The 20,400-nt window shown below is 72.7% G+C and carries 22 protein-coding genes and 1 riboswitch; of the genes, 13 read left to right on the top strand and 9 right to left on the bottom strand.

Annotated elements, in window-relative coordinates; translation table 11 throughout:
- Positions 1 to 4: 4 nt before the first annotated feature.
- The 5 genes from AB0F03_RS00775 (at position 5) to AB0F03_RS00795 (ending at position 6,179) form a co-directional block, all read left to right on the top strand.
- Positions 5 to 877 (top strand): ATP-binding cassette domain-containing protein, encoded by an 873-nt coding sequence (locus tag AB0F03_RS00775; RefSeq protein ID WP_361984799.1) that lies wholly within the window; start codon positions 5 to 7, stop codon positions 875 to 877.
- Positions 849 to 2,933 carry a YhgE/Pip domain-containing protein gene (locus AB0F03_RS00780; RefSeq protein WP_361984802.1) on the top strand — a complete coding sequence of 695 codons (2,085 nt, stop codon included), beginning with the start codon at positions 849 to 851 and terminating at the stop codon, positions 2,931 to 2,933. The genes AB0F03_RS00775 and AB0F03_RS00780 overlap by 29 nt, the downstream gene beginning before the upstream one ends.
- 47 nt (positions 2,934 to 2,980) lie before the next feature.
- Positions 2,981 to 3,610: a TetR/AcrR family transcriptional regulator gene (locus tag AB0F03_RS00785; RefSeq protein WP_361984805.1), complete on the top strand. Its 630-nt coding sequence runs from the start codon at positions 2,981 to 2,983 to the stop codon at positions 3,608 to 3,610.
- Positions 3,611 to 4,006: 396 nt separating this feature from the next.
- Positions 4,007 to 4,609 carry a DUF4126 domain-containing protein gene (locus tag AB0F03_RS00790; RefSeq protein WP_361984809.1) on the top strand — a complete coding sequence of 201 codons (603 nt, stop codon included), beginning with the start codon at positions 4,007 to 4,009 and terminating at the stop codon, positions 4,607 to 4,609.
- Positions 4,610 to 4,667: 58 nt separating this feature from the next.
- A complete protein-coding gene (locus AB0F03_RS00795; RefSeq protein ID WP_361984812.1) occupies positions 4,668 to 6,179 on the top strand; it encodes an NAD(P)/FAD-dependent oxidoreductase in 1,512 nt (503 codons plus the stop codon).
- Positions 6,180 to 6,227: 48 nt separating this feature from the next.
- Here AB0F03_RS00795 and AB0F03_RS00800 read toward each other — a convergent pair whose 3' ends face one another.
- The 6 genes from AB0F03_RS00800 to AB0F03_RS00825 all read right to left on the bottom strand — a co-directional run bounded on the left by AB0F03_RS00800 (position 6,228) and on the right by AB0F03_RS00825 (position 11,167).
- On the bottom strand, positions 6,228 to 7,184 hold the full coding sequence (locus AB0F03_RS00800) for a hypothetical protein (protein WP_361984815.1): 957 nt from the start codon (positions 7,182 to 7,184) through the stop codon (positions 6,228 to 6,230).
- Between the two features lie 53 nt (positions 7,185 to 7,237).
- Complete coding sequence (gene metF, locus AB0F03_RS00805) at positions 7,238 to 8,161, bottom strand: methylenetetrahydrofolate reductase [NAD(P)H] (RefSeq protein WP_361984817.1); 924 nt, start codon at positions 8,159 to 8,161, stop codon at positions 7,238 to 7,240.
- A 161-nt stretch (positions 8,162 to 8,322) separates the two neighbouring features.
- A complete protein-coding gene (gene thiE, locus AB0F03_RS00810) occupies positions 8,323 to 8,973 on the bottom strand; it encodes a thiamine phosphate synthase (RefSeq protein ID WP_361984820.1) in 651 nt (216 codons plus the stop codon).
- Positions 8,974 to 9,061: 88 nt separating this feature from the next.
- Positions 9,062 to 9,427 (bottom strand): Rv2175c family DNA-binding protein, encoded by a 366-nt coding sequence (locus AB0F03_RS00815; RefSeq protein ID WP_361984823.1) that lies wholly within the window; start codon positions 9,425 to 9,427, stop codon positions 9,062 to 9,064.
- A 109-nt stretch (positions 9,428 to 9,536) separates the two neighbouring features.
- Positions 9,537 to 10,784: an FAD-dependent oxidoreductase gene (locus AB0F03_RS00820; protein ID WP_361984826.1), complete on the bottom strand. Its 1,248-nt coding sequence runs from the start codon at positions 10,782 to 10,784 to the stop codon at positions 9,537 to 9,539.
- Between the two features lie 32 nt (positions 10,785 to 10,816).
- The gene (locus tag AB0F03_RS00825) at positions 10,817 to 11,167 is read right to left on the bottom strand and encodes a hypothetical protein (protein ID WP_361984829.1); all 351 of its coding nucleotides are present in this window, start codon (positions 11,165 to 11,167) and stop codon (positions 10,817 to 10,819) included.
- Positions 11,168 to 11,220: 53 nt separating this feature from the next.
- Positions 11,221 to 11,332, top strand: a riboswitch (TPP riboswitch).
- Between AB0F03_RS00825 and thiO the strand changes: the two genes are divergently transcribed.
- The 6 genes from thiO (at position 11,330) to AB0F03_RS00855 (ending at position 17,108) form a co-directional block, all read left to right on the top strand.
- Complete coding sequence (thiO, locus tag AB0F03_RS00830; RefSeq protein ID WP_361984832.1) at positions 11,330 to 12,499, top strand: glycine oxidase ThiO; 1,170 nt, start codon at positions 11,330 to 11,332, stop codon at positions 12,497 to 12,499. (Overlaps the previous riboswitch by 3 nt.)
- Positions 12,496 to 12,708 carry a sulfur carrier protein ThiS gene (gene thiS, locus AB0F03_RS00835; RefSeq protein ID WP_361984835.1) on the top strand — a complete coding sequence of 71 codons (213 nt, stop codon included), beginning with the start codon at positions 12,496 to 12,498 and terminating at the stop codon, positions 12,706 to 12,708. Before thiO ends, thiS begins: the two co-directional genes overlap by 4 nt.
- 3 nt (positions 12,709 to 12,711) lie before the next feature.
- A complete protein-coding gene (locus AB0F03_RS00840) occupies positions 12,712 to 13,506 on the top strand; it encodes a thiazole synthase (protein ID WP_361984838.1) in 795 nt (264 codons plus the stop codon).
- 161 nt (positions 13,507 to 13,667) lie between these two features.
- Entirely contained in the window at positions 13,668 to 15,596 is a 1,929-nt protein-coding gene (gene pknB / locus AB0F03_RS00845; protein ID WP_361984841.1) for a Stk1 family PASTA domain-containing Ser/Thr kinase, read from the top strand.
- 57 nt (positions 15,597 to 15,653) lie between these two features.
- Positions 15,654 to 16,535, top strand: a complete 882-nt coding sequence (locus AB0F03_RS00850; RefSeq protein WP_361984844.1) for a deoxyribonuclease IV — start codon at positions 15,654 to 15,656, stop codon at positions 16,533 to 16,535.
- Between the two features lie 75 nt (positions 16,536 to 16,610).
- Positions 16,611 to 17,108: a DUF4396 domain-containing protein gene (locus AB0F03_RS00855; RefSeq protein WP_361984846.1), complete on the top strand. Its 498-nt coding sequence runs from the start codon at positions 16,611 to 16,613 to the stop codon at positions 17,106 to 17,108.
- A gap of 18 nt (positions 17,109 to 17,126) precedes the next feature.
- Here the strand turns inward: AB0F03_RS00855 and AB0F03_RS00860 are convergent, their stop codons facing one another.
- Positions 17,127 to 17,759, bottom strand: a complete 633-nt coding sequence (locus tag AB0F03_RS00860; RefSeq protein ID WP_361984849.1) for a sulfite oxidase-like oxidoreductase — start codon at positions 17,757 to 17,759, stop codon at positions 17,127 to 17,129.
- A gap of 175 nt (positions 17,760 to 17,934) precedes the next feature.
- Between AB0F03_RS00860 and bfr the strand changes: the two genes are divergently transcribed.
- Entirely contained in the window at positions 17,935 to 18,414 is a 480-nt protein-coding gene (gene bfr / locus AB0F03_RS00865; RefSeq protein WP_361984851.1) for a bacterioferritin, read from the top strand.
- 12 nt (positions 18,415 to 18,426) lie between these two features.
- Here the strand turns inward: bfr and AB0F03_RS00870 are convergent, their stop codons facing one another.
- Both AB0F03_RS00870 and AB0F03_RS00875 read right to left on the bottom strand, forming a co-directional pair.
- Entirely contained in the window at positions 18,427 to 18,660 is a 234-nt protein-coding gene (locus AB0F03_RS00870) for a (2Fe-2S)-binding protein (RefSeq protein WP_361984854.1), read from the bottom strand.
- Positions 18,661 to 18,814: 154 nt separating this feature from the next.
- Complete coding sequence (locus AB0F03_RS00875) at positions 18,815 to 20,167, bottom strand: class II 3-deoxy-7-phosphoheptulonate synthase (RefSeq protein ID WP_361984857.1); 1,353 nt, start codon at positions 20,165 to 20,167, stop codon at positions 18,815 to 18,817.
- 105 nt (positions 20,168 to 20,272) lie between these two features.
- On the opposite strand from AB0F03_RS00875, the gene AB0F03_RS00880 reads away from it, so the two are divergent.
- Complete coding sequence (locus AB0F03_RS00880; RefSeq protein WP_121791294.1) at positions 20,273 to 20,329, top strand: trp operon leader peptide; 57 nt, start codon at positions 20,273 to 20,275, stop codon at positions 20,327 to 20,329.
- The last annotated feature ends 71 nt before the right edge of the window (positions 20,330 to 20,400 follow it).

The raw sequence follows: 20,400 nt of genomic DNA on the forward strand, positions 1-20,400 counted from the left end.
GCGCGTGGAGGGCACGGACAGCACGACCGGCGCTGACGTCAGGGCCGGGAGCCTCGGGCTCAAGGGGCCACGGGGGTGGGCCTTCCGCGACGTCACCGTCGACGCGGAGCCCGGCTCGCTGATCGCGATCGAGGGACCGTCCGGCTCCGGCCGCACGTGTCTGCTCCTCGCACTCACGGGACGGATGAAGCCCACTGAAGGAGTGGCCGCCGTCGGCGGTCTCAAACTTCCCCGGCACATGGCGGCCCTGCGCCGCGTCAGCGCGGTGGCCAACGTGGCCGGCGTGACGGATCCGGAACCCGCCCTGACCGTCGGGGAGCACCTGCGGGAGCGGTCCCTGCTCCAGCGCCGGTTCGGCGACTCCCTGCGCGAGCTGCTGCACCCCCGGGTCCGCCGCGCGCACGAGGCGCGGCTGCGCGTGGACGCGGCCCTGGCCGCCGCCGGACTCGACCTGGAGAGCCTGCCCAAGGGTTCCCGCACCGCCGTCCGCGACCTGGAACGGCTGGAGGAGCTGCGCCTGTCCGTCGCCCTGGCCCTGATCGGCCGGCCCCGGCTGCTCGGCGTGGACGACGTGGACATGAAGCTCTCGGACGCCGAGCGCGCCGAGGTGTGGGACCTGCTGCGGTCCCTCACGCGCGCGGGGACGACGGTCCTGGCGGTGTGCCGCACCGCCCCCGCGGACTGCGTGTCCGTCTCCACCCTGCGCGACGACCACACCGGCGACGGGACGACCGGTTCCGCGGAGGGCGACGCGACCGGCTTCGGCACGGGCGACGACGACAGCGACGCCGGGACCGGTGACGGCAGTGACCCGCAGGACGGACCCGAGGACGCGAAGGAGGAGAGCGATGCGCTCACCGAGGCTCGCCGCGCTTGAGCTGAGGCGCTTCGGGCGCGGGAAGCTGCCGCGCGCCGCCCTGGTCGCGCTGCTCGTGCTGCCCCTGCTCTACGGCGCGCTCTACCTGTGGTCCTTCTGGGACCCTTACGGCCGTCTGGACCGCATCCCGGTGGCCCTGGTGAACGACGACAAGGGCGCCACGGCGGGCGGGAAGAAGATCACCGCCGGTGACGACATCGTCGGCGGACTGCGCGACAGCCGGACGTTCGAGTGGCACGAGGTGAGCGCCGAGGAGGCCCACGCGGGTGTCGAGGACGGCACCTACTACCTGTCGCTGACCATGCCCGCCGACTTCAGCCGGCGCATCGCCTCCAGTTCGGGCGACTCCCCGGAGACCGGCGCCCTCCAGGTGCGCACCAACGACGCGAACAACTACATCGTCGGCCAGATCTCCCGCACGGTCTTCAACGAGGTGCGCTCGGCGGCGTCCAAGAAGGCCTCCCGGGGCTTCCTCGACAAGATCTTCGTCTCCTTCTCCGACATCCACGACAAGACCGTCACGGCCGCCAAGGGCGCCGACAGACTGAACAGCGGCATCGGAAAGGCGGAGAAGGGCTCCAAGGAGCTCGCCGACGGGCTGAGGACCGCCAAGGACGGCAGCGGCAGGCTGGCCAAGGGCCTGAAGAAGCTCGACACGGGCTCGGGCGACCTTCAGGACGGTTCGCGGCAGGTCGCCGACGGCACCCGGCAACTGGCCGACCGGGTCAACGGGGTCTATGCCGAGGCGGGACCGTTCCTGAAGAGCAACGAGAAGACCATCGGCGACACGGCCCGGCTGGTCTCCGACTCGGCCAGGACGGTCAAGGACAACCTCGACGTCCTGGTGAAGCTCGCGCCGGGCGCCGCCAGGACCGCCCACGCGTCCTCGGCCGTCATCGACGAGGTCTACAAGGCGCGCTGCGAGAACGCGAGCGTCCCCGACCCGGCCTGCGCCGACCTGAAGCGGGTCAAGCTGGCCGCCGCCGAGGTGGCCACCGTCGCCGACGACCTGAACACGCTCATCGCCGACCAGGACGGCGACCTGAGGACGATGCGGGCCAACCTGGGGACGCTCCAGAAGCAGGCCGATGCCCTCGCCGCGCGCGCTCCGCACCTCTCCGAGGACGTCGAGGACGCCGTCAAGAAGATCAACAAGCTGAACACCGGCGCGCAGCAGGTCGCCGCCGGGGCCGAGAAGCTGCACACCGCGCTCGGCACCGCGCACACCGGCGCCGACAAGCTCGACCAGGGCATCGGAACGGCGAAGTCCGGCGCCGAGACCCTGAACGCCGGCCTGTACAAGCTCTCCGACGGCTCCGGCAAACTGGCCGGCGGCCTGCACTCCGGCGCGAAGAAGATCCCGGACTACGACAAGCAGGACCGCGACCGGCGCACCGGCGTGATGGCCGACCCGGTCCAGCTGGCCTCCCACGACCTGCACCAGGCGCCGAACTACGGCACCGGGTTCGCCCCGTACTTCATTCCGCTGTCCCTTTGGGTCGGCGCGATGGTGGCCTACATGCTGATCGCGCCGCTCAACCGGCGGGCCCTCGCGGCGGGCTCGTCCGCCTGGCGGATCGCGCTCGCGGGCTGGCTGCCCGTGGTCGCCGTAGGGGTGCTCCAGGTGGCCGCGCTGATGGCCGTACTGCACTGGGCGATCGGCCTCCAGATGCTCCGGGCCGCCGGCACGATCGGTTTCCTGTGCCTGGTCACCGCCTGCTTCGCGGCGATCGTGCAGTGGCTGAACGCCCAGTTCGGCGCGGCGGGCCGGATCCTGGTCCTCGCGCTGCTGATGCTCCAGCTGACCTCGGCGGGCGGCACCTATCCGGTGCAGACCAGCCCGGGCTTCTTCAACGCGATCCACCCGTTCCTGCCGATGAGCTACATCGTGGAGGCGCTGCGCCGGCTGATCACGGGCGGCGGGCTGGGCCCGGTGTGGCAGGCGTGCTTCGTGCTCAGCGCGTTCACCGCGGGCGCCCTCGCGCTGACCGCCCTCGCGGCCCGGCGCCGCCAGGTGTGGACGCTGGACCGGCTGCACCCGGAGCTGAGCCTGTGATCCCCGGGAAGCACCCGCACGCGCGCGTACCTGTGAGAATCGGGGCCATGGAAAGCAGCAGCGCCAGGTCCGGCGGCAGCCCGCGCCGCGAGGCCACCCGCCAGAAGCTCTACGAGGCGGCCGTCACCCTCATCGCCGAGCAGGGGTTCTCCGCGACCACGGTGGACGAGATCGCGGAGCGGGCCGGGGTCGCGAAGGGCACGGTCTACTACAACTTCGCGAGCAAGTCCGTCCTCTTCGAGGAGCTGCTGAGGCACGGCGTGGGCCTGCTCACCGCCTCGCTGAAGGAGGCGGCCGAGCGGACCGCGGCCGAGGGCGGCGGCAAGGTGGACGCGCTGGACGCCATGATCCGCGCGGGTCTGGTCTTCATCGACCGCTACCCGGCCTTCACCCAGCTGTACGTCGCCGAGCTGTGGCGCACCAACCGGGCCTGGCAGTCCACCCTGATGGTGGTGCGGCAGGAGGCCGTCGCGGTGGTGGAGGGCGTGCTGCGCGAGGGCGTGGCGGCCGGGGAGTTCAGCGAGGAGATCGACGTGCAGCTGACGGCGGCGGCGCTCGTCGGCATGGTGCTGGTGGCCGCGCTGGACTGGCAGTCCTTCCAGCCGGAGCGTTCCCTGGACGACGTCCACGCGGCCCTGTCCCGGCTGCTCCAGGGCCGGGTCAGCGGCAGGGTCTGAGAGCCTCCGGCAGCACGGGCGCACGAGGAAGGCGCCGGTCCGTCCGCGGACCGGCGCCTTCCCCTTCCCCGTGCTCCCCCGTGCTTCCTTTCCGGACTCCCCCGTACGGTGTCGCCGTACGGTTCCCCGTGCGGACCCCCGTGGTGGTCTTCCCCGGGACCCCCGTGCCTCGCTCCCGCCGACGGATCGGCGGAAGGAGCGGCGGCGGGCGCGCACCGTTCCGCCGCCCCGTGCCGGCGGTGCCGGGTCACGCCCCCTGCCGTGGTCACCACTCTCCCTTCTCCGGGGCCGGCATCCCATCCGCGCGCATACTCATCCGCAGGTCTGAGTACGTGTACTCAGCTGTCGGTGCGCGGGCCCACGACACCCGCCCGCCGCATGGCTACGATCGCCTCCGTGTCCGTACTCCCTCTGGTCTTCACGAGCGGCTGGGCGAGCGGCATCAACGCCTACGCGGTGGTGCTGCTGCTCGGCCTGTTCGGCGCGACGGGACTGAGCGACGACGTCCCGCAGACCCTTCAGAGCCCCCAGGTGCTGGTCGTCGCGGGCGTGCTGTTCCTGTGCGAGGCCGTCGCGGACAAGATCCCGTACGTCGACTCGGTGTGGGACTCCGTGCACACGGTGATCAGGCCGGCCGCCGGCGCCTGGGTCGGGGCGCTGCTCGCCGGCCACAGCGGTTCGCTCCCGGACGTGGCGGCCGGCCTGATCGGCGGGTCGACGGCGCTGGCCAGCCACACCGTCAAGGCCGGCACGCGGATGGCGGTCAACACCTCACCGGAGCCGTTCAGCAACGTCGTGCTGAGCCTCGCCGAGGACCTCGGGGTCGGCGGCGTCGTCGCGTTCGCGATGTTCCATCCCGAGGCGGCTGCGGTCGTCGCCGCCGTCCTGCTGGCCGGCGGGCTGCTGCTCCTGGTGTTCCTCGTCTCCCGCATCCGGCGCTTCCTGCGCCGCCGGGCCCGGCGGCGTGCGGAGCGGCAGCCGGTGACCCGGGCCCCCTGACCGGTGCCGCGACCGCCCGGCGGACGGATTGTCGGTGGCCCTCGGTACAGTCGCAGGCATGGCACGGATTGCGGTGATCGGCGCCGGGATGGGCGCGATGGCGGCTGCCGCCCGGCTGGCCGTCGCGGGCCACCGGGTGACGGTGTACGAACGGACGGAGACGTACGGCGGTGCCGTGCGCCGCTTCGAGCGGGACGGGTTCCGCTTCGACACGGGCCCGGGACTGCTGACCCTGCCCGCCGTGTACCGCGACCTGTTCGTCAAGACCGGCAAGGAGCCGCTGGAGGACTGCGTCGAGCTGGTCCAGGTCGACCCGTCGGCCCGGCACGTCTTCGCGGACGGCACCGCGGTGTCGCTGCCGAACGCCTCGCGCGCGGGTGTCGTCGCGGCGCTGGACGAGGCGCTGGGCGAGGGAGCGGGCCGGCGCTGGGGCGACTTCCTGGTGCGGGCCCGCGAGGCCTGGGACCGCACGCGCCGGCCGCTGCTGGAGGAACCGCTGTGGCCCGACTGGCAGGTGCTGGCCGGGAAGGAGCCGTATCCGGCGGTGCCGCACAAGCGGCTGCTGCGCACGCGGACGGCACGCACGGCGGCCGACATCGGCCGGTGGGAGCTGCGCGACGACCGCCTGGCGGACCTCCTGGACAGTGAGGTGCTCGCGTACGGCCTGGACCCCCGCACCGTCCCGGCGAGCGCGGCCGTGCTGCCGTACATGGAGCACGCCTTCGGCACCTGGTACGTGCGCGGTGGCGTCCGGGAGCTGGCGCGCGCGGTGTACGAGCGGTGTGTGCGGCGGCGGGTGGAGTTCGTCTTCGGCGCCGAGGTGACCGGGATCGTGGAGAAGGACGGCCGGGCCGCGGGGGTGGAGCTGGCGGACGGCACGGTGGCCGACGCCGACCATGTCGTGGCGGACGTGGACCCGGCGCGGCTGCGGGCCCTGACGGAGCGTGAGCTGGACACCGCCGGTGACGTGGGGGCCGAGCCCCTCGCCGCCCCGTTCGCCCGGTTCGCCCTGCTGCTCGCCCTGCGCGGCGCGCCGGAGTCCGAGGTCGTGCACCGCACGGTCGTCCATCCGGCGGCCCCCGAGTCGGAACTGGACTTCCTGGTCTCGCCGGGCGGTGACGTGCCTCCGCCGCCCACGGTGACCGTGCTGCGCCCCGACGACCCCGCGCTCCGGCCCGACGACGGGCACGAGTCGGTGGTGCTGTCCGCCGTGGTGTCGCCCGAGGCCCTCTGGACGGAGGAGGCCACGGTGCGGCGGTACACCGAGCTGCTCCTCGAAGCCGCCGGGCGCGTGATACCCGGTCTGCGGGAGCGTCTGCTGTGGCACGAGGTCCGCGCGCCCGGACACGTCGAGGACGAGACGGGCGCCCGCTCCGGTGCCGTGCCCGCGCCCGCGCTCGCCGCCGGCCAGGGGCGTTTTCTGCGCCCGGGGAACACCACGCGCCTGCCGGGCCTCTACCGGGTCGGCGGCTGGTCCCACCCGGGCGGCGGCCTCCCGCACGCCGGCATGTCGGGCGCGCTGGTGGCCGGGCTGATCGTGGAGGGCCCGGAGTTCCGCGGCTCGCAGTGACCGGCCCACCGGCGAGCGGGCCCGCCGCTCGCCGGCCCGGCCCGGCCCTCAGAAGCGGTACTGCTCGTCGTACCCGGCGCCGGGCTGCGGCTGCTGGGCGCCCGCCTGGTGCGGGTAGGGCTGCTCCTGCGGGAGTTCGCCGCCGTACGTCTCGTCGGTGCGCTGCTGCGGCACCCACACCCCGTTGGCCGGGGGCTCGCCGTAGCCGCCGGCGTACGGGTCCTGGGCGTAGCCCTGCTGGCCGTACTGCTGGGAGTAGTCGGTGCCGTAGGAGGCGTCGCCGTAGGGCTGGCTGCCGATGTACGGGTCGGAGTAGTTGGCGTAGCCCTGCTGGCCCGCGTCGTCGTAGCCGTAGCCCTGCTGGCCGTAGCCGGAGTAGTCGTAGGCGTAGTTCTGCTGGGCCGCGCCCTGGGGCTGGGCGGTCCCGGCGTAGGCGGGGCCGCCGTAGACGCCGTAGTTGCCGGTGTCGTCGGGGAGGGGCTGCGGCGCGTACACGTCACCGGTCCCGGCGGCCGTCGGTTCGGCCGGCCGGGAGGCGGGTGGCGTGAAGACGTCGTCGCGGTCGTAGTCGTCGTAGTCACCGGACGCCTGGGCGTGGCCGCCGTAACCGTCATGGGCGTCCTGGGCGCCGTGGTCGGCGTCCCGGTCGTCGGCGGTACCGGCGAACTGCGGGCCGGTGTCCTGCGTGTCCGGTTCGTGCCGGTCCGCCCGGCCGCGGCGGCGCTTGCTGCCGCCCTCGGCCTCCGGGCCGGGGCGCTTGACCGCCCAGCCCGAGGCGAAGCCTCGGCGGAACGACAGCGTGACGTAGGTCTGGCCGACCGCGAAGGCGATCGCGCCCAGTCCGATCACGACGACGGAGGGGATCAGCACACCGAGCACGACACCGACGAAGCCGGCGAAGGCGAGCAGCCGCCAGCGCAGGCGCGCCTTGTATTGCAGCAGTACCTCACCGAGCAGCCACAGCGCGACGCCGCCGAACGCGATGTAGAGGACCGTCCAGCCCATGTACGCCCCTCTCCCAGTGGCTCCGCAGTGTGTCGTATCGCGGTGCGGCCGGTCTAGGCCTGCGGGGGGTGGTGCAGGCCCAGGTTCTCGTAGATTTCCAGGGTCGCCGTGGAGTTGTTGAGCGTGATGAAGTGCAGTCCGGGCACTCCCTCGGCCAGCAGCCGAGCGCAGAACTCCGTGGCGAAGTCGATACCGATGGAGCGTACCGCCGCCGGATCGTCCTTCGCTGTGAGGATCCGCTCTTTCAGGGCATCCGGGAAGCGGGCGTTGCTGAGCTTCGGCAACCGTTCCAGCATCTTCACACTGGTGACCGGCAGGATCTCGGGGATGACGGGGGTGTCGCAGGCCGCCGCCACCACCCGGTCACGCAGCCGCAGATAGGACTCCGGCCGGAAGAACATCTGTGTGATGGCGTAGTCGGCGCCCGCGCGGCACTTGTCCACGAAGTGCGCGACGTCGGTGTCCCAGTCCGCGGAGCGCGGATGCATCTCCGGGAACGCGGCGACGCCCACGCAGAAGTCGCCCGACTCCTTGATGAGCCGGACGAGTTCGGCGGCGTAGGTCAGACCCCGGGGGTGCGGCACCCAGTCGCCCATGGGGTCGCCGGGCGGGTCGCCGCGCACGGCGAGCATGTTGCGGATGCCGGCGTCCGCGTACTGGCCGATGATGTTGCGCAGTTCGGCGATGGAGTGGTCGACCGCGGTGAGGTGGGCGACCGGGGTCAGCGTCGTGTCGGCGACGATCTGCTGGGTCTCCTTGACGGTGCCCGCGCGGGTGGAGCCGCCGGCGCCGTAGGTCACGGAGACGAAGTCGGGAGCGACCGCCTCGACCCGCCGCAGCGCGCTCCACAGGTTCCGCTCGCCCTTGGGGGTCTTCGGCGCCGAGAACTCGAACGAGTAGACCGTCTTGCCGGTGGCGAGCATGTCACGCACGGTACGTGCGCGATCAGTCCTGGTGGACGCGGTTCCGAGGGCCATACCCGCAGGTTAACCAGGGGTGGGCGGTCCCCCAACCGATCAGGGGATATTCGCCTGAATTATCTGCTTTTTGTCCAGCAGGTGGACAGCGGACGCCGTGCGGAACCGGCCGGCCGCCACCGGACCCCGTGTTTCCGGACCCCGTGTTACCGGGTCTCGCGTTACCGGGTCTCGCGCAGCCGCTTCGCGAACTCGGCCGCCGCGGCGCCCGGGTCGCCGGCCTCGGTGAGGGCGCGGACCACGACGACCCGGCGGGCGCCCGCGTCCAGCACCTCGTCCAGGTTGCCGAGGTCGATACCGCCGATGGCGAACCAGGGACGGTCGGTGCCGAGGGCCGCCGTGCGACGGACCAGGTCGAGGCCGGGGGCGGGCCGGCCGGGCTTGGTGGGGGTCGGCCAGCAGGGGCCGGTGCAGAAGTAGTCCACGCCCTGCTGGGCGGCGGCAGCGGTGGCCTCGGCCACGGAGTGCGTGGAGCGGCCGATCAGCACGTCGTCGCCGAGGACGGCGCGGGCGGCCGGGACCGGCAGGTCGCCCTGCCCGAGGTGCAGCACGTCGGCGCGGACGGCGTAGGCGACGTCCGCGCGGTCGTTGACCGCGAGGAGCTTGCCGTGCCGGGCGCAGGCGTCGGCGAGGACCCGGAGGTGTTCCAGCTCCTCGGCGGCCTCCATGCCCTTGTCGCGCAGCTGCACGATGTCGACACCGCCGGCCAGGACCGCGTCCAGGAACTCCGGCAGGTCGCCCTGGCGCTTGCGGGCGTCCGTGCACAGGTACAGACGGGCGTCGGCGAGCGCGGCGCGGGCGGTGTCGGACATGCGTGGGTCCCCCCGTGGTCGGTGTGTCTGACGGTGCGGGCGGCGTGCGGGCACGGGGCCCGCACGCCGGCCCCTGGTGCGGGCCGCCTCAGACGGCGAGCGCCTGGGCGCGGCGCTTCACCTCCGTGCCGCGATTCTCGCTCAGGGCCTGCGCGGGGGTGCCGGGCAGGGTCGGGTCGGGGGTGAAGAGCCACTCGATCATCTCTTCGTCGGTGAAGCCGTCGTCCCGCAGGAGCGTCAGGGTCCCGGTCAGGCCCTTGACGATCTTGTCCTCGTCGATGAAGGCGGCGGGGACGTGCAGCGCCCTGTTCTCACCTCGGCGTACGGCGATGAGCTGGCCGTCCTTGACCAGCTGCCGCACACGCGTCACCTCGACACCGAACATCTCGGCGATGTCGGGCAGGGTGAGCCAGGCGGGGACGAGAGCTTCGATCTTTGCGTCAATCTCGGTCACAGGACAAGCCTGCCATCCCCCACTGACAGTCGGAAGCCAGGTGGGTCCACCTGGGACGATGTGCCGGGGCGGCCGACCGTCGCCGGCGTGCCCCGAAGGGCGCCGCCGGCTAGTCGGTGCCGGCGTCCTTCAGGGGGCGGCTCGGGTCGGCCAGCGCCCGGGCGTCCATCCGCCGGCCCGCCTCGATCAGCCGTCGTCCCTGCGCCAGGTCCCGGGGGCGGCCGACCGCCAGCAGGGCCACCAGCCGGTCCTCGCGCAGCCAGCACACCGTCCAGGCCGGTCCCGCCGGGTCGCCGCGCCAGACCAGGTGGTCGGCGGCGGCGTGGTGGCCGGCGTGCTGCACGAACCGGCCGAACTGCTCGGACCAGAAGTACGGCACCGGGTCGTAGGTCTGCGGGGTGTCGCCGAGGTGGTCGGCGGCGAGGATGTTCGCGGCGACCGTGCGCGGGCCCTGGAGGGCGTTGTCCCAGTGGTGGACGAGCAGCCGTTCGCCGTAACGGGCCGACGGGAACGAGGCGCAGTCGCCGACGGCGTACACATCCGGCAGGGAGGTGCGCAGGCGGGCGTCGGCGAGGACCTCGCCGTGCGCGCCCAGCTCGATGCCGGAGCCGGCCAGCCAGGCGGTGGCGGGGCGGGCGCCGATGCCGACGACGACGGCGCCGGCGGGCAGCCGTGTGCCGTCGGCGAGCAGCACCGCGCCGGGCTCGACGCGCTCCACGCGCGCGTGGGTGCGCAGTTCGACGCCGGCGTCGGCGTACCAGGCGGCCATGGGGGCGGCGACCTCGGCGGGCAGGGCGCCGGCGAGCGGCCGGTCCGCGGCCTCGACGACGGTCACCGCGCAGCCCGCCTCGCGGGCGGCGGTGGCGAACTCGGCGCCGATCCAGCCGGCGCCGACGACCACGACGTCGTGCTGCCGGGCGAGGACGGGCCGCAGCCGTTCGGCGTCGTCCAGGGTGCGCAGCAGGTGCACGCCGGGCAGGTCCTCGGTGCCGGGCAGGGTGATCGGTTCGGCGCCGGTGGCGAGGACCAGGACGTCGTACGGCACCGGGCCGGTGCCGGTGTCCAGTTCGTGGTCGCCGGGGCGCAGGCCGCGCACCTCGCAGCCGAGGCGCAGTTCGACGCCGAGGGACTCGAAGTCCACGTCGAAGGCGGAACCCTCGGCCTTGCCGAGCAGGACGGCCTTCGACAGCGGCGGCCGGTCGTAGGGCTGGTGGGCCTCGGCCCCGAGGACGGTCACCGCGCCCCGGAAGCCCTGTTCCCGCAGGGCGACCGCGGTCTGGACCCCGGCCATGCCCGCGCCGACGACGACCACGCGGGGTCCTTGCGACGTGCCCTCTTGCGCTGTCTGCTCGCTCACCCGATCACCTTAGTCAGGTGACGTTCCGTCAGTCAGGGGGCGTGCTCGGTGACCTGTTCCACAACGCTGGTGCCGGAGCCCGGCCGGGACTCCCACTCCCAGGTCTCCTCCAGCCGCAGCCGCCCGTCGGGCAGCTCCACGACCGTGGACACGCAGTGCCCCGAGGCGGTCGTGCCGTCGGTCCTCAGCTGCACGTAGCGGAAGTCCAGCCGGTCGCCCTCGCGGGTGCCGACCAGGTGGCCCCGCACGACGTCGCCGCCCGCGTACCCGGCCCAGATCGCGCCGTCGTCCTCGTGGTAGGCGAACCGGGTGCGGGTGCCCACCTGACCTGGGGCCTGGTCCGCCACGGGGGCGAAATGCAGTCCGTCGAGCGAGCGGGACATGGCGGAGGACTCCCTTACGCGTGGTGAGCGGGGCGGGCTAGGGTGGCCACCGTACAAGCACTCGCGGGAGCCCGGACGCACCGGGCTGAGAGGGAGGCTGGCGGCCTCCGACCGTACGAACCTGATCCGGGTCATGCCGGCGAAGGGAGGGGCTGGACGCCCATGTCGTCACGTACGTCCGACGTCCTCGTCATCGGGGGCGGGATCATCGGCCTGGTCACGGCCTGGCGGGCCGCGCAACGCGGGCTGGCCACGGCCGTGGTGGACCCCGAGCCGGGTGGCGGGGCCGCCCGGGTCGCGGCCGGGATGCTGGCCGCGGTCACCGAACTGCACTACGGCGAGGAGACGTTGCTCGCCCTCAACCTGGAGTCGGCCCGCCGCTACCCGGAGTTCGTGGCCGAGCTGACCGAGCTGACCGGTCACGACCCCGGTTACCGCCGCTGCGGCACCCTCGCCGTCGCGCTCGACGCCGACGACCGCGCCCACCTGCGGGACCTGCACGCCTTGCAGCAGCGCTCGGGGCTCGCCTCCGAGTGGCTGTCCGGGCGGGAGTGCCGGCGCCTGGAGCCGATGCTGGCGCCCGGGGTGCGCGGCGGCCTGCGGGTCGACGGCGACCACCAGGTCGACCCGCGGCGGCTGGCGGCGGCCCTGATGGCGGCGTGCGAGCGGGCCGGCGTGGTGTTCCACCGCGCGTGGACCGAGCGGCTGGACGTCGCGGGAGGCCGGGCCGCCGGGGTCACCACGGCCGACGGGACCGGGTTGAGCGCCGGTCAGGTGGTGCTCGCGGCCGGGAGCCTGAGCGGGCGGCTCGCGGGCCTGCCGGAGGAGCTGCGTCCACCGGTCCGGCCGGTCAAGGGGCAGGTGCTGCGGCTGACCGTGCCCCACCGGTTCGCGCCGTTCCTGAGCCGTACCGTGCGGGCGGTGGTCCGCGGCAGCCAGGTCTATCTGGTGCCCCGGGAGAACGGCGAGCTGGTCGTCGGCGCCACCAGCGAGGAGCTGGGCTGGGACACGACGGTCACGGCGGGCGGCGTGTACGAGCTGCTGCGCGACGCCCACGAGCTGGTGCCCGGCATCACCGAGCTGCCGCTCACCGAGACCCGGGCCGGGCTGCGGCCCGCCTCCCCCGACAACGCCCCGCTGCTCGGCCCGTCCGGCCTGGACGGGCTGCTGCTGGCCACCGGCCACCACCGCAACGGGGTGCTGCTCACGCCGGTCACCGGGGACGTGCTGGCGCACACCCTGGTCACCGGCGGCCTACCGCCGGAGGCACGTCCGTTCACCCCGCGGCGGTTCGGCGCCGCACCCGTGGAACAGCTGGAGCAGCCCGCATGAGCGTTTCCGTCACCATCTCGGTCAACGGCGAACCCCGCCGCATCGTCGCGGGCACCGCGCTGGACGCACTGGTGGGGTCCCTCACCGCGGCGCCGCGCGGGGTGGCCGCCGCCGTCAACGAGACCGTCGTCCCGCGCGCGCGGTGGGCGGCGACCGCCCTCGCCGAGGGCGACCGCGTCGAGGTCCTCACCGCCGTGCAGGGAGGCTGAGTCATGGCCGACGATCCCCTGGTCCTCGGTGGGCTGACCCTGTCGTCCCGGCTGATCATGGGCACGGGAGGGGCGCCCAGTCTGGACGTGCTGGAGCGCTCGCTCGTCGCCTCCGGCACGGAGCTGACCACGGTCGCGATGCGCCGGGTGGACCTCGGCGTGCACGGCTCGGTGCTGTCCGTGCTGGAGCGGCTCGGCATCCGGGTGCTGCCGAACACGGCGGGCTGTTTCACCGCCGGCGAGGCTGTGCTGACCGCCCGGCTGGCCCGGGAGGCGCTGGGCACGGACCTGATCAAGCTGGAGGTCATCGCCGACGAACGGACGCTGCTGCCGGACCCGGTGGAGCTGCTGGACGCCGCGGAGACGCTGGTCGACGAGGGGTTCACGGTGCTGCCGTACACCAACGACGACCCCGTCCTCGCGCGGAAGCTGGAGGACGCCGGCTGTGCGGCGGTGATGCCGCTGGGCTCGCCGATCGGGTCCGGGCTCGGTATCCGCAACCCGCACAACTTCCAGCTGATCGTGGAGCACGCGCGCGTGCCGGTGATCCTGGACGCGGGGGCCGGTACGGCGTCCGACGCGGCCCTCGCGATGGAGCTGGGCTGTGCCGGGGTGATGCTGGCGTCCGCGGTGACGCGGGCGCAGGAGCCGGAACTGATGGCCGCGGCCATGAGGCACGCCGTGGAGGCGGGGCGGCTGGCCCGGCGGGCCGGGCGGATCCCGCGGCGCCACTTCGCGGAGGCCTCCTCCCCGGCCGCGGGCCTCGCCCGCCTGGACCCGGAGCGGCCCGCCTTCTAGGCCCTTCGCCCGGGCCCCTGCGCACGGAGCGGGGCCGGCTCCGGCCGGCCCCCGCCTCCCGCCGGGCTGCGCGTCGCGTGACGGTCACAGCTCTGCTGCATTCCGTCGCCGGGGCACCGTGGCCGGCGATGGTGTCGGTGGGTCCTCGTAGACTCCCCTGCGTGGATATGACCCTTCAGGACCCCCTCGTCGGTCAGCTGCTCGACGGCCGCTACCGCGTCGACGCGCGGGTCGCGGCCGGCGGGATGGCCACGGTCTACCGGGCCCTGGACACCCGCCTGGACCGCGTCCTCGCGCTGAAGGTGATGCACCCGGCGCTCGCGGCCGACGGGTCCTTCGTCGAGCGGTTCATCCGGGAGGCGAAGTCCGTCGCCCGGCTCGACCACCCCAACGTGGTGCAGGTCTTCGACCAGGGCACCGACGGGTCGTACGTGTACCTGGCGATGGAGTACGTCGCCGGGTGCACCCTGCGGGACGTGCTGCGCGAGCGGGGTGCCGTGCAGCCGCGGGCCGCGCTGGACGTCCTGGAGCCGGTGCTGGCCGCGCTGGGTGCCGCCCACCGGGCCGGGTTCGTGCACCGGGACATGAAGCCGGAGAACGTGCTGATAGGGGACGACGGCCGGGTCAAGGTGGCCGACTTCGGGCTGGTGCGGTCCGTGGACACGGTGACCAGCACGACGGGCGCCGTCCTCGGGACCGTTTCGTATCTCGCCCCCGAGCAGATCGAGCAGGGCACCGCGGACCCGCGCGTCGACGTGTACGCGTGCGGTGTGGTCCTGTACGAGATGCTGACCGGCGGCAAGCCGCACGCCGGTGAATCCCCGGCCCAGGTGCTCTACCGGCACATCCACGAGGACGTACCGCCGCCCTCGGCGCTCGTGCCCGGGCTGCCGTATCAGCTGGACGAGCTGGTGGCGTCGGCCACCGCGCGCACCCCGGACCTCCGGCCGCACGACGCCGTGGCGCTGCTCCTCCAGGTGCGCGAGGCCCGCGAGGGGCTGACCGACGAGCAGCTGGACGCACTGCCGCCGCAGGCGCTGACCGCGGAGCACGACAACGCCGGTGACCGCACGAGCGTGATCCCGCGCTCGCTGACCGTGCCCCGGCCGCGGCCCGTGGACGGTGACGCCCCCGCGGGCGTCACCGACCGCACCGCCCGCTTCGCGAGCCCGCCGCCGCCTCCTCCCCGGCGGCACCCGGCGCGGTCCCGGCGCACGGTGCTGGCGGTCGTCGCGGCGGTGCTGGTGGTGTTCGGCGTGGGCGCCGGGGTCTGGTACATCAACTCCGGCCAGTTCACCGAGGTCCCGCCGCTGCTGGCGAAGACCGAGGCGCAGGCGAGGGCGCGGCTGAAGGACGCCGGGCTCGACGTCGGGCAGGTCAGACACGCCTACAACGACACGGTCAGGCGCGGCACGGTCATCAGCAGCGACCCTGCGGCCGGCGGCCGGATACGGGACCACGACACGGTGACCCTGACCCTGTCACTGGGCCCGGAAACGGTGAAGGTGCCGGACGTGGCGGGCCGGCCGCTGGCGAAGGCGCGGGCGGGGCTGAAGGCGGACGGTCTGGAGCCGGGCATGGTCACGCACGCGTTCAGCGACGACGTGCCCAAGGGCTCGGTGATCGGTACGACCCCGGACGCGGGCACCGAGCGGCACGCCGGATCGGCGATCGCGCTGACCGTCAGCAAGGGCAGCCCCATCGACGTGCCGGACGTCACCGGCGAGAACGTGGACGACGCGAAGCAGGAGCTGACGGACGCGGGGCTGACCGTGCGGATCGCCACCGGGCGGGTCAACTCCTCGTACGACAAGGGCGAGGTGGCCGCCCAGAGCCCCCGGGACGGCGGGAAGGCCGCCGAGGGTGACACGGTGACGCTGACGCTGTCGAAGGGTCCGGAGCTGATCAAGGTCCCGGACGTGGTCGGGGACAGCGTGGACGACGCGCACCAGCGGCTGGAGGCGGCCGGTTTCGAGGTCGACGACGACCGTGGGCTGCTCGGACTGTTCGGCGACACCGTGAAGAAGCAGTCGGTGGCCGGTGGCGACAGGGCGCCCGAGGGAGCGACGATCACGATCACCATCCGGTGAGCGGAGTCACCGCGGACCGCGGTCCGGGCGCCGGGCCGGACATGACACCCTGGACGGGTGAGTCCCGATCCGTCGCCCCTCCTCCCCCGCAACCCGGTCGGCAGCCATGTGCCCGTGGCCGGCGGCCTGCACTCCGTGGGTCTGTCGTACGCCCGTGAGCTGAAGGCCGAGACCGTGCAGGTCTTCGTCGCCAACCCGCGCGGGTGGGCCACGCCCGCCGGGAACCCGCGGCAGGACGAGGCGTTCCGCGCGGCGTGCGCCGAGGAGTCGATACCGGCGTACGTCCACGCCCCCTACCTGATCAACTTCGGCTCGCACACCGAGGCGACCGTGGAGCGGTCGGCACAGTCGCTGCGGCACTCGCTGCGGCGCGGCCGGGAGATCGGCGCGCTGGGCGTGGTCGTGCACACCGGGAGCGCGACCGGCGGGCGGGCGCGGGAGGTGGCGCTGAAGCAGGTGCGGGAGTACCTGCTGCCGCTGCTGGACGAGCTGACCCACGACGACGATCCGTTCCTGCTGCTGGAGTCGACCGCCGGACAGGGCGCCTCGCTGTGCTCGCGGACCTGGGACTTCGGGCCGTACTTCGAGGCGCTGGACGCGCATCCGAAGCTGGGCGTGTGCCTGGACACCTGCCACGTCTTCGCCGCCGGGCACGACCTGGCCGGGCCGGAGGGCATGCACCGCACTCTGGACCTGCTGGTGGACACGGTCGGTGAGGGCCGGCTGAAGCTGATCCACGCCAACGACTCCAAGGACGTGGCGGGCGCGCACAAGGACCGGCACGAGAACATCGGCGCCGGCCACATCGGTGAGGATCCCTTCCGCGCCCTGATGACCCATCCGGCGACGGCGGGCGTCCCGCTGGTCATCGAGACGCCGGGCGGCCGGGAGGGCCACGCGGCGGACGTGGAACGGCTGAAGAAGCTCCGGGATTCCTGACCCGTTCCGGAATACCCCAGGGGGGTACCTGGTTCCATGGGACGACAGGAACCGTCACTCGGCTCGGGGGAAACCATGGACCAGACCCGCACCGGCCACGAACACCAGCACCAGCACCAAGGGCGCACCGGCACCTCAGCCACCTGGTCGACGGCCGTGCGGGCCACGCTGCACTGCCTGACCGGCTGCGCGATCGGCGAGGTGCTCGGCATGGTCGTGGGCACTGCGTTCGGCTGGGGCAACCTGCCGACCACGCTGCTGGCGATCGTCCTGGCCTTCTTCTTCGGCTACTCGCTGACCCTGCGCGGGGTGCTGCGCGCCGGGGTGGACCTTCGTACGGCCGTCCGGGTGGCGCTGGCAGCCGACACCCTGTCCATCGCCGTGATGGAGCTGATCGACAACGGCGTGATCGTGGTCTGGCCGTCCGCGATGGACGCGACGCTCGGCGATCCGCTGTTCTGGATCTCGCTCGCGGTCTCGCTCACGCTCGCCTTCGTCCTGACCACGCCGGTCAACAGGTGGACGATCGGGCGGGGCAAGGGGCACGCGGTGGTGCACCAGTATCATCACTGACCCCCGAGGGGCCGGAGCTCACAGCTCGGGTCCGTCGCCGGGCTCCTCCTGGTAGGAGTAGCGCTGCTCCTTCCAGGGGTCCCCGATGTTGTGGTAGCCGCGCTCCTCCCAGAAGCCGCGCCGGTCGGCCGTCATGTACTCCACGCCCCGGACCCACTTGGGTCCCTTCCAGGCGTACAGGTGCGGCACGATCAGGCGGACCGGGAAGCCGTGCTCGGCGGTGAGCAGCTCGCCGTCCTTGTGGGTGGCGAAGATCGTGCGGTCGGAGGCGAAGTCCGCGAGCCGCAGGTTGGAGCTGAAGCCGTACTCCGCCCAGACCATCACATGGGTGACGTCCGGCGCCGGCGGCGCGAGGTCCAGGATCGTGCGGGCGGGGACGCCGCCCCACTCCGCGCCGGGCATGCTGAACTTCGTCACACAGTGCAGGTCGGCGACCACGGTGGTGTACGGCAGCGCCGTGAACTCCTCGTGGTCCCAGGTGTGCTTGTCACCGTCGGCGGTGGCGCCGAAGATCCGGAACTCCCAGCGCTCGGGCCGGAACTTGGGCACCGGGCCGTAGTGCGTGACCGGCCAGCCGCGCTGGAGCCGCTGACCCGGCGGAAGCCCGGACCCTGCCGCCGCCCCAGACTCTCGCTCGACCGGATGACCCATGTATCCATCCTGACAGACCTCGGGCAATGCCCTTGACCACCCGCACACCAACCGGACAATCATCGACAACTCACTACGTACTCACTAAGTACGCACTTACTGGACGATCATCGTCGCCGGTGCAATCATGCCGCCGCACACCTCCCCCGTCCCCCGTGTGGAAGGAGCCGCTGCGATGCAGGGCGACCCCGAGGTCATCGAGTTCCTCAACGAGCAGCTCACCGGCGAGCTGACCGCCATCAACCAGTACTTCCTGCACGCGAAGATGCAGGAGAACTTCGGCTGGACGAAGCTCGCCACGTACACGCGGCACGAGTCGTTCGACGAGATGAAGCACGCCGAGGTGCTCACCGACCGGATCCTGTTCCTGGAGGGGCTGCCCAACTACCAGCGGCTGTTCCACGTCCGGGTGGGGCAGACGGCCCGGGAGATGTTCGAGGCCGACCGGCAGGTCGAGGTGGAGGCGATCGACCGCCTCAGGCGGGGCATCCGGGTGATGCGCGAAAAGGGTGACATCACGTCCGCGAACATCTTCGAGGGCATCCTCGCCGACGAGGAGCAGCACATCGACTACCTGGACACCCAGCTGGAACTGCTGGAGAAACTCGGCGAGGCCCTCTACATCGCCCAGGTGATCGAGCAGCCGGAGAGCTGAGCCGCGTCGCGGCTACGCGGCGTCCGCGACCTCCGCCAGGGCGGGCAGGCCCTGGCCGGCCGGCTCCGGGCGCGGGGCGGCGCCCCGGCCGAGAAGGGCCTGGATGCGGCGGACACAGGAGCCGCAGTCGGTGCCGGCCTTGCAGGCGGAGGCGACCTGGCGCGGGGTGCAGGCGCCGTTCGCCGCGTGTCGCTGGACCTGGGCCTCGGTGATGCCGAAGCAGCTGCACACGTACAAGCGGTTCACCTCCCGACGGGATCGCTGTCCTCCTGCCATCCCGTTCCCGGTGAGGCAAACCTAACCTTACCCATACCCGCGGGACCCGCAAAAGAGCGGGGGGCGCGGATCGCATGTGATCCGCGCCCCAGGAGGTCGGTGCTCCCCGGTCAGTGCTTCCCGGTCACTGGTCCCGGTACATCTCGGCCACGAGGAACGCCAGGTCCAGCGACTGGCTGCGGTTCAGCCGCGGGTCGCAGGCCGTCTCGTAGCGCTGGTGCAGGTCGTCGACGAAGATCTCGTCGCCGCCGCCCACGCACTCGGTGACGTCGTCGCCGGTCAGCTCCACATGGATGCCGCCCGGGTGGGTGCCGAGCGCCTTGTGGACCTCGAAGAAGCCCTTGACCTCGTCGAGCACGTCGTCGAAACGGCGGGTCTTGTGCCCGGAGGCCGCCTCGAAGGTGTTGCCGTGCATCGGGTCGGTCACCCAGGCCACCGCCGCACCGGACGCCGTGACCTTCTCCACCAGCTCGGGAAGCCGGTCGCGGATCTTGTCGGCGCCCATACGGACGATGAAGGTCAGCCGGCCCGGCTCCCGCTCGGGGTCGAGGCGGTCGATGTACCGCAGCGCCTCCTCGGCCGTGGTGGTGGGGCCGAGCTTGATGCCGATCGGGTTGCGGATCTGCGAGGCGAACTCGATGTGCGCGCCGTCCAGCTGCCGGGTGCGCTCACCGATCCACACCATGTGCGCGGAGACGTCGTACAGCTTGCCGGTGCGGGAGTCGACCCGGGTCAGGGCGGACTCGTAGTCCAGCAGCAGCGCCTCGTGCGAGGAGAAGAACTCGACGGTCTTGAACTCCTCCGGGTCCGTACCGCAGGCCCGCATGAAGTTCAGCGCGTTGTCGATCTCCCGCGCGAGCTGCTCGTAGCGCTGGCCCGACGGCGAGGTCCGCACGAAGTCCTGGTTCCAGGCGTGCACCTGGCGCAGGTCGGCGTAGCCGCCGGTGGTGAAGGCGCGGACCAGGTTCAGCGTGGAGGCCGAGGCGTTGTACATGCGCTTCAGCCGCTCGGGGTCCGGGATACGGGACTCGGGGGTGAAGTCGAAACCGTTGACGGAGTCGCCCCGGTACACCGGAAGGGTGACGCCGTCGCGGGTCTCCATGGGCTTCGAACGGGGCTTGGAGTACTGCCCCGCGATACGGCCGACCTTCACCACGGGCACGGAGGCCGCGTAGGTGAGGACGGCACCCATCTGGAGCAGCGTCTTCAGCTTGTTGCGGATGTGGTCGGCCGACACCCCGTCGAAGGCCTCGGCGCAGTCGCCGCCCTGGAGGAGGAACGCCTCTCCCTTGGCGACGGCCGCCATCCGGGCGCGCAGCTGGTCGCACTCGCCCGCGAAGACGAGCGGCGGATACGACTCGAGGTCCGCGATCGCTGCGCGCAGGGCCTCGGCGTCGGGGTACTCGGGCTGCTGCGCCGCGGGCAGGTCTCGCCAGGTGTTGCCAGCGCTCGGGCTGGTCTTAGCGTTCACGGTCACCCCATAAACACTACGGGGTCGTGTCGAATGATTTTGCTCCGGCTCGAAGAATGAGACACAGCGCTTACCCCCTGGACACCGTGGAGGTGAGGTAGGGTTTTTCGCATGTTCGCGCCGTCGATCCAGAACTGGTGGTGGACCGCTTCTCCGGCGGCCCGCTGATCGCGCGTACCCACACTTCGCGAAGGCCGCCCGAGGGGCGGCCTTCGGCGTTCCCGGGGCCGTTCCTCTCC

This window comes from Streptomyces sp. NPDC028722 (genome assembly GCF_040637655.1).
Classification (GTDB): domain Bacteria; phylum Actinomycetota; class Actinomycetes; order Streptomycetales; family Streptomycetaceae; genus Streptomyces.